Genomic DNA, 14,959 nt, shown 5'->3' on the forward strand with positions numbered 1-14,959 from the left:
CTACGGGCCCGCATGCCGAAAACCCGCTCAGATGGGGAACATGTCCTTCCACGTCTTCGGCGTCTTTGTGGGTACCAGGTCCGTCTGGCGGAAGACGTGCCCGTCCGGGGTGACGTAACTCCCGGTCTCCGGACTGTACTGAGCCACCGCAACGGAGGGTCCCGTCGGCGCACCCGATGGTAATCCGTTGTGTTCAAACGCACTTGGCGCCGCGGCGGGAGCCCCAGCCGGTGCGGCGGCCGGTGCGGGCGGTGCCGCCGCAGCCGGACCATCGAGTGGTGCGAGGGGCGATACCGCCCCCATCGGACTCAGCTGCGCCGGCGGCGGCAGATCGGGTGGCAACTGCGATCCGACCGGCGGCCCCAACCCTGGCGGTAGCGGCGCCGGTTGGCCGGGCGCAGGCGGTGCCCCCGGCGGCATCGGGGTGCCGTCCACCGGCCCGAAGATCCGTTCGCGGTTCCAGTTGACCCGGTCATCGGGCGGAATCCCCTGCGACAACAGGTTCGGGTCCAGCGGGTAGGTACCGAAGGCATGCTGCCTCATCGCCAGCGGCTGGAAAGGCTGGTCGCTGTCACAGATTTCGACGGTGGGTGCCCGCTTGCCGGGGTGCCCCATGCACGGGTAGTTGCGGGCGCCGCGCACCCCGATGGGTGAATCCTGGGGCAGTTTGCAGTACAACCCGTCCGGGGTGTCGATGGTGGTGGTGTCCGACGGCGACCGCCATTGACTCGGCGGCAGGAAGCCGACAGTGCAGGCGGGCGGGTCGCTGATGATGAGATTGAAAGCGCCCGTTGCCAATCCGGTCGGGCTCTTGGTGCCCAGGAACGACTGGATCGCCGCGGTGAACGGCGGCAACAGCACCAGGACCTGCTCGAGCGACGCGTGATAGGTGACACCGATCTGCCCGATCGTGGTGAGGTTGGCCAGCAGCACCGGCAATGTCGGCTTGATCTGGTCGAGCAACTTCGACGCCTCGTTGAAGGCTCCCGGTCCGTTGTCCAGCACGTTGCGGATCTGCGGGTCGTTGGTCGCCAGCTGCCCGGTGACTCCGGCCAGACTGCGCGCCCACGTCCGGATGTCGCCGGCGGTCTGCGCCTGACTGTCCAGCAGTGGCCCGGTGTCCTCGGTCAGCCGGCGCGTCTGCTCGGAAACACCGTTGAGGTCTCCGGAAATCTGCGTCGCCGAGTCGAACAATGACCCGAAATCGTAACTGGCACCGTTGAACGCCTTGAACGACTCGTCGAGCAACTGACTGATCTTGCCCTTGGGGATGCTGTTGATCAGGGCGCTGGTCTGGTCGAGTACCGGCCCGATCGGCTGGGGGACCTTGGTGTCTTTGACCGCGATCACCGAGCCGTTGTGCAGGTACGGCGGCGAGTCGGTGCGCGGCCGCAGGTCCACGTACTGCTCACCCACCGCCGAGATGCTGCGCACCTCGGCATCCAGACTCGCCGGGATCTTCGGCGAAGTGTCAAGGCGCATTTTGGCTTTCGCGCCGTGCCCGGTCAGCTCGACCGCAGTCACCTTGCCGATCTGCACCCCGCGGTAGGTCACGTTGCTGAACCGGTAGAGGCCGCCGGCCTCGGGCAGTTCGAGGGTGACGGTCATCTTGCCGATCCCGAGCAGCGTCGGTGCCTGGATGTAGTAGACGACCATCACGAAAATCCCGACGATCCCGACGATGGTGAAGATCGCCAGCTGGATTCGGATGAAGCGAGTCAGCATCTAGCCAGTCCCCTCCGCCGGTGCGACCGCGGCCGGCAGCCCTGGCGGCGGCGCGAACGACCCCGGTGTTCCCGGCGGTGCCCCGTAGCGGAACTGCAGATGCTCCGGGTCGCCGGGCGCCGGCACACCCTCCGCGCCCAGCCGTTCCCAGTGGGTGCCGCGCAGGATGCTCTTGCGCAGACCGGAATTCGTCAGGTCGATGATGAAGTACCCGTTGACGTAGTCGCCGCGCACATAGCGGTCGATGAAGCCCTGGGTGAACGGGAACGTCGGTGCATACGAGATGGCGGCGTCGAGGTCCGGGCCCACGTCGGCCAGGGCCTTGATGGTCGGCTCGAGGTTCTTCAGGTTGTTGACCAAGTCGGAACCCGCGTCGTTGACCAGCCGGGTGGCCGTGTCGCCGAACGTACCGAGCTTGTTCAGCGCGCTGGTGAGCCGGGGCCGCTCCCTGATCAGTACGTCGAGTGCCGGCGGAATCTTGTTGAGCGCCTGCGTGATCACGTCACGCTGACCGGCAAGTGTGTTGGACAACCGGTTCAGCGACTGGATCGAGGCGACGAGGTTTTCGCGCTGGGCGTCGAACGTGCCAACGAATTTGTCCAGCCGATGCAGCAGATCGCGGATCTCTTTCGGGTGTCCGGACAGTGCCGCGTTGAAGTTGTTGATGATGTCGCCGATCTGCCCCAACCCGCCGGCGTTGAGCACCACCGACAGCGAAGACAGCGTCTGCTCAGTCGACGGATACGTCGACGTGCGGTCCAGCGGGATCGTGGCACCCGGCTGCAGCTTGCCTTTCGGCTCCTGGCCCAGCGGGGTGTTCAGGGCCAGGTGCATCGATCCCAGCAGGCTGGTCTGCCCGACGCTGGCCACCGCATTGGCCGGGATCACCACACCGGGCTGGACCGAGATATCGACGTTGGCGTGCCAACCCCGCACCGACATGCTCCGGATGCTGCCGACGATGACGTCGTTGATCATCACCGGCGAATTCGCTTCCAGCGTACCGACATTGGCGATTTCGACGTGATAGTCGGTGGAACCCGGGCCGCGCCCGACCGCGCCGGGCAACGGCAGCGAGTTCAGGCCGCTGAACGCACACCCGGACGTGGTGAGCATCACGCAGGCGGCCACGCCCATCAGTCGTCGAATACCACGCCGCACGGTCATGGCTGCGGCCTTTCTGCCGGCAGCAGCAACTCCGGCACACTCGCCGGGGCGGGCGGCGGCTCCTGCGGCACGCTCGGGGGTGGCGGCTCGGGCATCGCGGCGCCAGGGATCCGCGCCGGCGGACCGGGCGGCGGCGGCGCCTCCGGAACATCGCCCGGCAGTCCGGTGTACGCCGACACCGCGGGCGGCAACTCCGGTGCTGCCGGTTTCGGACCGGCCCCACCGGGTGCCAATCGCTGCTCGCTGTACACCACGTTGCTCGGGTCGAAAGCCGGTGCCAGGATCGGGTTCACCGGGATGGGCAGGTAGTTGAAGTTGAAGAACGTCAACGGGTTGAACACCTTTAGCGCCGGGCTCAGGTACAGGCCGCACAACTTGCCCGTCTCGACCGAGGTGGCGTTCTCCAGCGCTCCGATCTGGGAGCAGAAGGCGTTCGTCGGATTGCTGAGGTTCTGCACGCCGACCCCACCGCGGACGTTGCCGACGTCGGGGTCATAGTCGTTGTAGGCGTTCGCGATTGCGTTCGGCGCCACGTGCAGCACGTTCTGCAGGGCCATCTTGTTGTCGACGAGAATCTGGGTGAGGTCAGCCAACCGGGTGATCTGCTCCGCGGTCTGTTCGCGGCTGCCCGCGATGAATCGCTGGACTTCGCCGACCGCGCTGGACAGGTCGGTCAGGGCCGCGTCGAGGGTGGGCTTGTTGTCGTCGAGCACGCTGCTCAGGGTGGCCAGCCGATCGTTGAAGTGCACGAGCTGGACGTTGCTGTCCCGCAGCGCGCCCACGAAGGCCTGCAAGTTCTTGATGATGTCGACGAAATTACCGCTGCCGCTGGCGAAAGTCCTTGCCACCGCTGACAATTGGGCCAGCGTATCGCGCAACTTCTGGCCGTTGCCGCCCAGAGCGTTGGCCGCCGAATCGATGAAGCGTGCCACCGCCGGCGTCGACACCTGGCTGTTGGGCCCGAAATCCGTTGCCAATTTCATCAATTGATCTTTGATCTCGTCCCATTCGACGGGCGTCGCGGTCCGCTCGACCGGTATCACCGCGCCGTCCTTCATGGTGGGGCCACTGGACCGATACGCGGGCGTGAGCTGGACATAGCGTGCCGCCACCAGGTTCTGGGCCACGATCACCGCTTTGGCGTCCGCGGGAATGGAGATCCCGTGATCGACGTGCATCACCAGTCTGGCCTGGGTTCCCGCCGGCTCGATCGCTTCGATGGTGCCCACTTTCAGGCCCGATACCCGGACATCGTCGCCGGGATAGATCGCGGTGGCGGTATGGAAGTAGGCGGTGATCTTCGTCGGCCGGAACACCGTGTTGCGGACGGCGATCACTGCGCCCACGACCACCAGCAGGGCCAGCAGGACGGCCAGCGCGACCTTGAACTTGTTGCGCAGCAACGACTCGAGCCGCGTCATCGCGACCCTCCCGGGTTCTGGTTGAAGGGGAACGGGAACAGTGCCCGCGGCCCGGCGTTGTCCGGCGGCTGCCCTGGCGCGCCGTTGGCGCGGAAGCCGAAGGAGTAATCGAACAACCACTGGAAGAACTGCAGCGTGAACAGGTTCGGGATGAACGGGTTGTAGTAGAACCCGCTGGACACCGTCTCGCCCTGGGTCAGTTCGAATTTCGCCAGCCCCGGTATCGCCTTGGCGAGGTTGTCCCGGTTGCTTTCCAGCATCGCGGTCACCGAGTTGAGCTTCGCCAGCGTCGGCGCCAGCTTGGCTTCGTTGTCGTGCACCAGACCGGACAGTTGCTTGGCCACCGCCGACGTGCTGGCCAGCAACCGCACGATCGCCTGCCGCCGCTCCACCAGCATGGAGAGCAGTGCGTCGGAGTTGAGGATCAGCGTGTTCACCTGCTGACTGCGCTCGGACAGGATGTGCGTGACGTCCGCGGCGCCCTTGAGCAGCTGGCTCAGAGTCTGATTGCGGGCGTTCAAGGTTGACGACAGCCGGCTCACCCCGTCGAACGTCGGACCCAGTTGCGGGGCGATCTGATCCAGCGTCGTCGACAGCGTGTTCAGGGACCGGTTCAGCGAGTCGGTGTCGGTGCCCTCGACGTCGGTGGCCAGGTCGCCCACCGCCTCGGACAACGAATACGGCGACGAGGTACGCGATATCGGGATCACCGCGTTGGGGCGCATGGTGCCGCTGCCGGTGGAGTCGACGGTGAGCACCCGCTGTCCGAGCAGCGAACCGGTCTTGATGTGCGCGGTGCTGGCCGAGCCCAGTTGCACCGCACCTTTTACGGTGAACGTCACCAGGACGTCGCCGTTTTTGAGTGACATGTCCGAAACGCTGCCCACTTTGATGCCCGACACCGTCACGTCGTTACCGGTTACCAGGCCGCCCGCGTCGGCGAACACCGCCTGATAGCGGACCGTCGTCGCCCGTTGCAGCAGCGCGTCGGGCGACAACCCGACGGCAATCACCAGCACGATCAGCACCACACCGATGAATCCGGCCCGAATGAGTTGAGTCCCGCGGTATTTAAGCATCGGGTTCCGCGCACCTCCCGGTGACCTGGTGGGTGATGCCGACTTCCACCGTCCGGTACTGCAGGTCGGAGACGCGCAACGCAAGCCCGCACAAGTAGTAGGGGAACCAGGCGCCGTAGGATCCCAGCCTCGTCAGCTTGCGGTAGTTGTTCGGCAACTTGTGCAGCGAGACATCGATGAGGTTCTTGTCCTTGTCCAAAATCGGTGCCAGCCGGTTCAATTGGTCGACGGTGCCGGCCAGCGGCGGGCGGGCCCGGGTGAGCAGGTCAGCGATCGAGGCGGTGCCGTTGTCCAGGGCGGTGATGGCCGCGCCGATGGTATCCCGGTCCGACGCCAGCCCGCTGATCAGCCGTTCCAGCCGATCGATCGCACCGGAGAACTTCGTGCCCTCCGCATTCACGGTGCCCACCACGGTGTTGAGGTTGTCGATCAATGCCTGCACGGTTTCACCGTTGTCGGCCAGCGTGTTCGAGAACGACGACGTTCGGGACAGCAACGACTGCAAGGTGCCGCCTTCGCCCTGGAAGACCTCGAGGAGCGCCGCGCTGAGCGCGTTGACGTCTTCGGCCTTGAGGCCTTTGGTGACCGGCTTCAGCCCGCCCAGCAGCAGATCGAGGTCAAGGGCCGGTGCGGTGCGGTCGATGGGGATCTGCGCGCCGGCGGGCAGTGGGCTGGTGGATCCGGGACCGTCGAGCAGTTCCAGGTATCGGTCGCCGACCAGGTTGAGGTAACGGATCACGGCCCGGCTGCCGTTGGTGAGCACGACGCTGCGGTTGGCGTCGAATTTCACCAGAACCTTTTTGTCCGACCGCAATTCGACGCTGTTCACCGTGCCCACCCGGACGCCCGCGACCCGCACCGTCTGCCCCTCCTTGAGGCGCGACACGTCGGTGAACAGCGCGGAATACTCTGTGGTGGAACCGGTTTGGTACTGCCCGAAGATGAAGAACAACGAAATGGTGAGCAGTATCATGATCAGCGCGAAGGCGCCGAACTTGATGATCATTCCGCGTGAGCCGGTCATCCGGGTTGTCCTACCTGGAAGGAGTTGCGTGGCGGTCCGTCGATCGGACCGTACAGCAACTGCTTGAGCCCGTCAGAGTTGAGCAGCAACTGCGGGTTTCCGTACTCCTGGGGGTTCGCGCCGACGTCGGCAACCACGAAGGGCGGCGCCTTGTCGAACGGCACCACCGGCAGGTCGTAGCATTGCGGCCCGCCGGTGGCGGCGACCTTGGGCAGGTTGCTCGGGTAGCGGTAGCGCTCGGCGCCGAAACCGAGATAAACCAGCACTTTGATCATCGGCTCGGGCAGGTTGGGTGCGTGCAGGTTGACCAGCGATCCGGACAGACCGCACCAGAGCGCTTCGTGGTACTCGTTGGTGAGGTTGGTGGTGGGCAGCAACAGGTGCAGGGTATCGGTGAGTCCCTGCCGGTTTCCACCGACCACCTCGTTGCCGATGTCGGCCAACCCGATGGAACTGATCAGGAACGCGTCCAGGTTCTGTTGTTCTTCCACGATCGACTTGCTGATCCGGATCGTGTTGTCGGCCGCACCGATCAAGTTGGGCGCCGCGTCCGCGTAAGCCGCACTGACCACCGGCAGCACGGAAAGGTCGTGACTGAACGCGGGCAGGGCCGGATCCTGGCTCGCCAGAAAGGCATCCAGGTCGGCCAGCGCCTGGCCGATCTTGTGACCACGGCCGTTCATCGCCGACGCGATGGCGCCGAGAGTCTCGTTGAGTTTGGCGGGATCGATGTTCGACAGCAGTGAGGTGAGCTGCTGGAAGACCGTGTTGATCTCCACCGTCACGTTCTTGCCCTGCAGCACCTGGTGGGGTTGCAGGCTCTGCTGCGACGGTTGGTCGGGTGCCATCAGTTCGACGAACTTGGCGCCGAACACCGTGGTGGACGCGATGTCGACGAGCACATTGTGCGGAATCAGATGCATCTGCGACGGCTGCATCGCCAGGTGCAGAACAGCTTCCCCGTTCGGGCGCTCCTCGATCGATTCGACCTTGCCCACCACCACGCCGCGCATCTTCACCTTGGCGTCCGGGTTCATTACCAGGCCGGCCCGCGGCGACACCACGGTGACGGGCACGCTCTCGGTGAAATCGCTACGGAACAAGCCCACTGCGACGGCGACGATCGCCAGGATCACAAGGATGGTCGCCAGGCCCGTCAGCGGGCGTAGATATGCGCGTGTTTCCTGCACCATCCTCCCTATCCCGACAGGTTGAAGTTGCCGTTGGCACCGTAAATGGACAACGAGATCAGCAGGGTCACCGAGACGACCACGATCAGCGAGGTGCGCACCGCGTTACCGGTGGCCACCCCGACGCCGGCCGGCCCGCCCGAGGCGAAGAAGCCGAAGTAGGTGTGGATCAACAGAATCGTGATCGCCATCAGCACCGCCTGCAGGAACGACCACAGCAAGTCGATGGGATTGAGGAATGTGGTGAAGTAGTGCTGATACAAGCCACCCGACTGGCCGAACAGGACCACGGTGGTGAACTGGCTGGCCAGAAACGACAGGCTGACGGCGATGCTGTACAGCGGCGTGATCGCCAGCATCCCGGCCACGATTCGAGTGCTGACCAGATACGAAACCGGCCGGATAGCCATCGATTCCAGCGCGTCGATCTCCTCGTTGATCCGCATCGCACCGAGTTGTGCGGTCACACCCGCGCCGAAGGTGGCGGCCAGGCCGATTCCCGCAACGATCGGCGCCGCGATGCGGACGTTGATGAAGGCGGCCAGGAATCCGGTGAGCGCCTCGATGCCGATGTTGCCCAGCGAGCTGTACCCCTGCACCGCGAGCGTGCCGCCGGCGGCCAGCGTCAAGAAGCCCACGATCACCAGCGTCCCGCCGATCATCGCCAATGTGCCTGCGCCCATGCTGATTTCGGCGATCAGGCGGATCACCTCGCGCCGGTAGTGGACGGTCGCGAAAGGTATTCCGGCTATTGCCTTCCCGTAGAACAGGGTGTGATCGCCAACCCGGCCCAGGCTGCCGACCGGCTTCTGCAGGGTCCGCGTCAAGCGCGGATAGGTGGCTCGCAGCGTCACAGTGTGTCCTTACACCCCCATCCGCTACTTCGCCGACATCCGGATACCGATGGCGGTTACCACCACGTTGACCACGAACAGTGACATGAATGCGTACACCACTGTCTCGTTGACCGCGTTGCCCACCGCTTTGGCGCCGCCGCCGGTGATCGTCAGGCCGCGGTAGCAGGCGACCAATCCGGCGATCAGGCCGAAAAGCGCTGCCTTGACACAGGAGATGATGACCTCGGGGACGCCCGTCAGCAGGGTGATGCCCGCGGCGAAGGCGCCTGGATTCACGTCCTGGACGAATACCGAGAAGATGTAACCGCCCAGAATCCCGATGATGACGACCAAGCTGTTCAGCAGCAGCGCCACCAGCCCGGAGGCCAGCATGCGCGGCGTCACCAACCGCTGAATCGGGTTGATGCCCAACACCTCCATGGCGTCGATCTCTTCGCGGATCGTCCGCGAACCCAGATCCGCGCACATCGCGGTGGCGCCGGCGCCGGCCACGATCAGCACCGTCACCAGCGGGCCGACCTGCGTCACCGCCCCGAACGCGGCACCCGCACCGGACAGGTCCGCAGCGCCCAGCTCCCGCAACAAGATATTGAGGGTGAAGCTGACCAGGACGGTGAACGGGATGGCCACCAACAATGTCGGCGCCAGTGCGACGCGGGCCACGAACCAGGACTGCTCCAGAAACTCCCGCCACTGAAAAGGCCGACGGAACGCGAACCTGATGGCGTCGGCCGACATCGCGAACAGAGCCCCGACCGCCTCCATGGGCTTGGAACCGCGCCCCAGCGAGATGCCGGCGGTCCAGCGCTCCGCGCCCTTACTCGCCATCGGCCACGGACCCCTTCCAGACGGCAGGAACGAACTGGGGCCTTACCGCAACGACGCTGTCCGGCATCGCGATCCACGGGGCGAATGCCAAGGGACGGCGCGTCCTTCCGGTGCGGCCCCTACCGATTACCATCCGCACGACCGTCCTCCGCTCCGTTGCGTGAGCTGGCGCTTCCAAGCGATGCCGGGCGCCCGAAGCCGCACGCCTTGACGCGTTCGGCGATTATTACTCATAGCTCGTCCAGTGGGAATGGAAAACGCATAACCGTTATCGGGCGATCCGAGTGCGCTTGAGCTGGCATCCGCGGTCCTAGGTGACCGCGCCGGCGGTCTTGAGTTCGATGATGCGATCCCAGTCCAGTCCGAGTTCTTCCAGAATCTCCTCGGTCTGCTCGGCGAATCCGGGAGCCGGCCCGGTGTGCGGAGCGGTGACGTCGAACTGCACCGGGTTGGCGACCAGTTCGAGTTCGCCTGCGCGCACGATGTATTCGTTGGCCCGGATCTGTGCGTCATCGGCCGCCTGCAGCGTGTCCTGCACCGGCGCCCATGGTCCCGCGAGCGTCGCAAAGCGTTCGCTCCACTCGGCAAGCGTGCGGGTGGCGATGACTTTGGTCAAGATCTCGACCGCATCCGCGGTGTTGGCTGCGATCGTCTCCGCGTCGGCGAACCGGGGATCGTCGATCAGGTCTTCCCGGTCGATGTGCCGGCACACGTCGGCCCAGAACTTGCCGGGCTGCATCATCACCAACGAGATGTAGCGGCCGTCGGCCGTCGGATAGACACCCACCAGGGGGTTCACCGGCGAGCCGTGGATGCCGGGCGGTGGGGACACCATGAGCTGCTTGAGGTGGTTGGTCAACGCCACCGTGTGTCCCAGCGACCACAGCCCGCTGCCCAGCAGTGACACATCCACGATCGACGGTTCACCGCTGCGTTCGCGCTTGAGCAGTGCGGCCGCGATGCCGCCGGCGAGGTTGGTGCCCGAGATGGTGTCGCCGTAGGCCGGGCCGGGCGGATTGATCATGCCCTCATAACCCATCGGCGTGATGGTGGCCGCCGTTCCGGCCCGGCACCAGAAGGCCGTCATGTCGTAGCCGCCCTTGACCGACTCCGCACCGCGCGGGCCGAGCGCACTGCCGCGCGCGTAGATGATCTTCGGGTTCACCGCGCGGATGTCGTCGACGTCGATGCCGAACTTCTGCCGATGGTCGGGCAGGAAGCTGGTCAGGAAAACGTCGGAGCGACGGGCGAGTTCATAGAGCACTTCCTTGCCTTCGGGCACCGACATGTCCAGGCCGATGCTGCGCTTGCCGCGGTTGGCGTGCTCGATGTTGGGATTGGGGTCACCTTCGACGCGCAGCATGCCGGTTTGGCGCAGCCCCCGCTGCGGGTCTCCGGTCACCGCGTGCTCGACCTTGATCACCTCGGCGCCCCACTCGGCGAGCACCGCACCGGCCGACGGGACGAACCCGTACATGGCGACTTCGAGAACACGGATTCCGTCGAGCGGCTTCATGCCGGGACTTCTCCTTCTGCCGCTGACACGGCTGGGATGACTGGGACGGCAAATGTCTTGCGCTCCAAGAACTCTTCGAGTCCGGCGACGCCCATCTCGCGACCCACCCCCGACTGCTTGAAACCGCCGAACGGGCTGTCGGCGCCAAAGTAGTTGCCGCCGTTGATGGAAAACGATCCGGCCCGGATTCTGCGGGCCACCGCCAGCGCACGATCCTGGTCGCGGCTGAACACCGCTCCGGCCAGTCCGTAGATGGAGTTGTTGGCGATGCGAACGGCGTCGTCGTCGTCCTCGAACGGGATCACCACCAGCACCGGTCCGAACACCTCGTCCTGGGCGATCTCGCTGTCCGGGTCGACGCCGGCGAGCAGGGTCGGCGCGTAGAAGTAGCCGGGGTCGAGTCTTTTGCCGCCGGTGACCAATGTGGCTCCGGCGGCGACCGCACGGGCCACCATGCCGTCGACCTTGTCCCGCTGGGCCTCGTTGATCAGCGGCCCCATGTAGGTCTTCGGGTCGGCCGGGTCGCCGTGCCGCACCTTGGCGAAGTTCTGCGCGATCAGGTCGACGATCTCGTCGTGGTGGGCACGGGGCACCAGCAGCCGGGAGGTGAGCGCGCACCCCTGCCCGGCGTGGGTGACCATGCTGAAGGCGGCGAACATGGCGGCGGCGGCGAAGTCGGCGTCGTCGAGCATGATGACCGCCGACTTTCCACCCAGCTCCAGGAAGACACGCTTCACGGTGTTGCTGGCGGCGGCCATGATCTTGCGCCCCACCGCGGTGGATCCGGTAAAGGTGATGACGTCGACGTCCGGGCTGGTGGTCAGTGCGACACCCGTCGCGGGGTCCGACGAACTCAGCACGTTGACGACGCCGGCCGGGATGTCGGTGTGGTCGGCGATCAGCTCACCGAGCGCCAGGGTGACCAGCGGGGTGTCCGGTGCGCCTTTCAAAATAACCGTGCAGCCCGCGGCAAGTGCCGGAGCCAGCTTGGCCAGCGCGAGCTGGTTCGGATAGTTGTAGGCGATGATCGCGCCGACGACGCCGGCCGCTTCCTTCTCCACCCAGCGGTGGTGCTTGATCCCCCGGGATTCCCTGATGCCGAGGTCTTCGGAGAATTCGTAGTCGCGCAGCAGGTCGGCGTAGAACCGTACGATGCCGATCGGCTCGTCGAGCTGAGCGCCGTGGGTCAGTGCGCGGGTGGCGCCGACTTCGGCGATCGTCAACTCACGCAGTTCCTCGGCGTGGTCGAGCAGCGCCTGATGCAGTTGGTCCAGGCAGCGGATCCGCAGATCGACGTCGGTGGACCACGTCGTGGTGTCGAACGCGCGCCGGGCTGCCGCGATAGCCTGTTGCGCTGCCGCGGCGCCGGCCTCAGGTGCGTATCCCAGCACTGCGCCGGTGGCCGGGTTGATCGAGGGAAAGGTCTGATCCGTGGTGACGAGTCGCCCGTCGATCAGCAGCCGGCGGGCAGCTGCGATCTCCACCGCGTCCTGCACTGACATGGCGAAACCCCCTACCCGGCCGGCTGATGTGGTGACGGTCACGATAATTTCATTCTCATCCCGGGCGAATCTTACATTCGGCAGACGAGAACTCAAGAAAGCCGCCGAACCGAATCCACCCTTCTGTAGGCTGTGCAATCGCTCAGCGGTCGGCCGGCGGCACCCCTTGTCGCAGGCCGGACGGGGTTTCACGGCTCACTTGCCACCAACTTCAGCAGGAGAGTACGATTCTCATAATTGTAAGGGAGATTCTTTGTGGGTGAGATGACTACGCCGCCACCCGGGCCCGGGGCGTCGCCGAAATGAGGACTGCGGTGGTCACCGGAGGCGGGTCCGGCATCGGGCTGGCCGTCGCGCAGCGACTGCGCGCCGACGGGCGCAACGTCGCCACGATCGACCTCAAACCTTCCGACGACGACCTCTGCTATACCGCCGACGTGACCGACCGTTCACAGGTGGACGCGGCGCTGTCGGCGATACGTGAGCGCCTGGGACCGGTCACCGTCCTGGTCAACGCCGCCGGCCTGGACGGGTTCAAGAAATTCACCAACATCTCGTTCGCGGACTGGCAGCGGGTGATCGACGTCAACCTCAACGGCGTCTTCCACATGATTCAGGCGGTGCTGCCCGACATGCTCGAGGCCGAGTGGGGGCGGATCGTCAACATCTCCTCGTCGAGCACCCACTCGGGGACTCCCTACATGTCGCACTACGTGGCGGCGAAGTCGGCAGTCAACGGGCTCACCAAGTCCCTGGCACTCGAGTACGGACCGAAAGGCATCACCGTCAACGCCGTGCCGCCGGGGTTCATCGACACCCCGATGCTGCGCAACGCGGAGACCCAGGGGTTCCTCGGCGACGTCGAGCAGAACATCGCCAGGACACCGGTGCGCCGGATCGGCAAGCCCGAAGACATCGCGGCGGCATGTTCGTTTCTGACGTCCGATGAAGCCAGCTACATCACCGGTCAGATTCTGGGTGTCAACGGCGGCCGAAACACCTGAGGAGGTTGCGTGAAAGTCTGGGTAGATCCGGAACGCTGCCAGGGGCACACCCTGTGCGCCATGATCGCGCCGGATTCGTTCCAGCTCAGCGACATCGACGGCAGCTCGTCGGCCGTCAATGAAGTGGTCCCGGAGGATCAAGTGGACGCAGTGCGCGAGGCCGCGCAGTCCTGCCCCGAGCAAGCCATCGTGCTCAGCGACTGAACATCAAGGGAGACCCGGCTTTGAGTGTGGATGACATCGTGACCGACAGCGATCGAGATCGTGATCCTGATCGCGAACGCAAGAAGAACACCTACCACTTCGACCGGCACTCTCCGGAGTACCGCTCGCAGTTCACCCGCATCACCGAGGAGATGCACGCCAAGTGTCCGATGGCGTGGACCGACACCTATGGTGGGCACTGGGTCGCCGCGGGCAGCAACGAGGTGTTCGAGTTGGCACGGTGCCCCGCGGTCTCCAACGACCATGACATCCACGGGGAACGCCGTGGCTACAAAGGGATTTCGATCCCGACCGCGCGACGGGTCAGCGTGGTGCGCGGTGGCATCCTGGAGATGGACGATCCCGAGCATCGCACCTACCGCAACGTGCTCAACCCCTACCTGTCGCCGGCCGCGGTCAAGCGCTGGGAGCCGTTCATCGCCGAGGTAACGCGGGCGTGCCTCGACGAGAAGATCGAAGAAGGCCACATCGACTTCGTCGACGACCTGGCCAATATCGTGCCCGCCGTGCTGACTTTGGCGATGCTGGGCATCCCGCTGAAGAAATGGAACATGTACAGCGAGCCGGTCCATGCCGCGGTGTACACCCCGGAGCACTCGCCGGACATCGAGCGAGTCACCGAGATGCACCGCAACATGGGACTCGACATGGTCAACAACATGATCGAGATCCGGGAGAACCCTCGGCCCGGAATCGTCAACGGGCTGCTGCAGATGCGCATCGACGGCGAACCGGCGCCGGATCTGGAGATCCTGGGCAATCTCGGTCTGGTGATCGGCGGCGGTTTCGACACCACCACCGCGCTCACGGCGCACTCGCTGGAATGGCTTTCGGACCATCCCGACGAGCGGGAGCGACTGCGCCGCGAGCGCGGCGCGCTGCTCGACGCGGCTACCGAGGAATTCCTGCGTTACTTCACCCCGGCACCGGGTGACGGCCGCACGTTCTCCGACGATGTCGAAGTCAACGGCACCCAATTCAAAGAGGGTGAGCGGCTATGGATTTCGTGGGCGATGGCCAACCGCGACCCGGCCGTATTCCACGACCCGGGCGAGGTCATCTTGGACCGCAAGGGCAACCGCCACTTCAGCTTCGGCATCGGCGTGCACCGCTGCATCGGGTCCAATGTGGCTCGCACGGTGTTCAAGTCGATGCTGAACGCCGTGCTGGACCGGATGCCGGATTACCGCTGCGATCCCGAGGGAGCGGTGCACTACGAGACCATCGGCGTGATCCAGGGCATGCGCAAGCTGCCGGCCGACTTCACCCCGGGTCCCCGCGTCGGCGCCGGCCTGGACGAGACTCTCGAGAAACTGCAACGCATTTGTGAGGAGCAGGAGCTGGCCCGGCCGATCACCGAGCGTAAGGAAGCCGCGGTCATCGACTGAGCCGGCCCCGCGCGAGCGCCACCCCCGGCGTCC

13 protein-coding genes are annotated in these 14,959 nt (G+C 65.4%); 3 read left to right on the top strand and 10 right to left on the bottom strand.

What is annotated here, in order from left to right; genetic code table 11:
* Positions 1-27 precede the first annotated feature (27 nt).
* From MKCMC460_RS26350 to MKCMC460_RS26395, 10 genes are all read right to left on the bottom strand, one after another.
* Positions 28-1,725: an MCE family protein gene (locus MKCMC460_RS26350; RefSeq protein ID WP_236978018.1), complete on the bottom strand. Its 1,698-nt coding sequence runs from the start codon at positions 1,723-1,725 to the stop codon at positions 28-30.
* Positions 1,726-2,892 (bottom strand): MCE family protein, encoded by a 1,167-nt coding sequence (locus MKCMC460_RS26355; protein WP_236978019.1) that lies wholly within the window; start codon positions 2,890-2,892, stop codon positions 1,726-1,728. It lies immediately after the preceding gene.
* Positions 2,889-4,313, bottom strand: coding sequence for an MCE family protein (locus MKCMC460_RS26360; RefSeq protein WP_236978020.1), 1,425 nt, complete (start codon positions 4,311-4,313; stop codon positions 2,889-2,891). Before MKCMC460_RS26360 ends, MKCMC460_RS26355 begins: the two co-directional genes overlap by 4 nt.
* Complete coding sequence (locus MKCMC460_RS26365) at positions 4,310-5,392, bottom strand: MCE family protein (protein ID WP_236978021.1); 1,083 nt, start codon at positions 5,390-5,392, stop codon at positions 4,310-4,312. The genes MKCMC460_RS26360 and MKCMC460_RS26365 overlap by 4 nt, the downstream gene beginning before the upstream one ends.
* Entirely contained in the window at positions 5,385-6,416 is a 1,032-nt protein-coding gene (locus tag MKCMC460_RS26370) for an MCE family protein (protein ID WP_236978022.1), read from the bottom strand. The genes MKCMC460_RS26365 and MKCMC460_RS26370 overlap by 8 nt, the downstream gene beginning before the upstream one ends.
* Positions 6,413-7,609, bottom strand: a complete 1,197-nt coding sequence (locus MKCMC460_RS26375) for an MCE family protein (RefSeq protein ID WP_236978024.1) — start codon at positions 7,607-7,609, stop codon at positions 6,413-6,415. Before MKCMC460_RS26375 ends, MKCMC460_RS26370 begins: the two co-directional genes overlap by 4 nt.
* 5 nt (positions 7,610-7,614) lie before the next feature.
* Complete coding sequence (locus MKCMC460_RS26380; protein WP_236978026.1) at positions 7,615-8,460, bottom strand: ABC transporter permease; 846 nt, start codon at positions 8,458-8,460, stop codon at positions 7,615-7,617.
* A 24-nt stretch (positions 8,461-8,484) separates the two neighbouring features.
* Complete coding sequence (locus tag MKCMC460_RS26385) at positions 8,485-9,291, bottom strand: ABC transporter permease (protein ID WP_236978028.1); 807 nt, start codon at positions 9,289-9,291, stop codon at positions 8,485-8,487.
* A gap of 310 nt (positions 9,292-9,601) precedes the next feature.
* Positions 9,602-10,807, bottom strand: coding sequence for a CaiB/BaiF CoA-transferase family protein (locus tag MKCMC460_RS26390; protein WP_236978030.1), 1,206 nt, complete (start codon positions 10,805-10,807; stop codon positions 9,602-9,604).
* Positions 10,804-12,351 carry an aldehyde dehydrogenase family protein gene (locus MKCMC460_RS26395; RefSeq protein WP_370653035.1) on the bottom strand — a complete coding sequence of 516 codons (1,548 nt, stop codon included), beginning with the start codon at positions 12,349-12,351 and terminating at the stop codon, positions 10,804-10,806. The genes MKCMC460_RS26390 and MKCMC460_RS26395 overlap by 4 nt, the downstream gene beginning before the upstream one ends.
* A gap of 260 nt (positions 12,352-12,611) precedes the next feature.
* On the opposite strand from MKCMC460_RS26395, the gene MKCMC460_RS26400 reads away from it, so the two are divergent.
* Genes MKCMC460_RS26400 through MKCMC460_RS26410 form a run of 3 tightly spaced genes read left to right on the top strand, consistent with a single transcriptional unit; the run spans position 12,612 to position 14,926 of the window.
* Positions 12,612-13,313, top strand: coding sequence for an SDR family NAD(P)-dependent oxidoreductase (locus MKCMC460_RS26400; protein WP_236978034.1), 702 nt, complete (start codon positions 12,612-12,614; stop codon positions 13,311-13,313).
* A gap of 9 nt (positions 13,314-13,322) precedes the next feature.
* Positions 13,323-13,517, top strand: a complete 195-nt coding sequence (locus tag MKCMC460_RS26405) for a ferredoxin (RefSeq protein ID WP_236978036.1) — start codon at positions 13,323-13,325, stop codon at positions 13,515-13,517.
* Positions 13,518-13,537: 20 nt separating this feature from the next.
* A complete protein-coding gene (locus tag MKCMC460_RS26410) occupies positions 13,538-14,926 on the top strand; it encodes a cytochrome P450 (protein ID WP_238305053.1) in 1,389 nt (462 codons plus the stop codon).
* The last annotated feature ends 33 nt before the right edge of the window (positions 14,927-14,959 follow it).

The organism is Mycobacterium sp. 20KCMC460 (genome assembly GCF_022179425.1).
Lineage (GTDB): Bacteria > Actinomycetota > Actinomycetes > Mycobacteriales > Mycobacteriaceae > Mycobacterium > Mycobacterium kiyosense.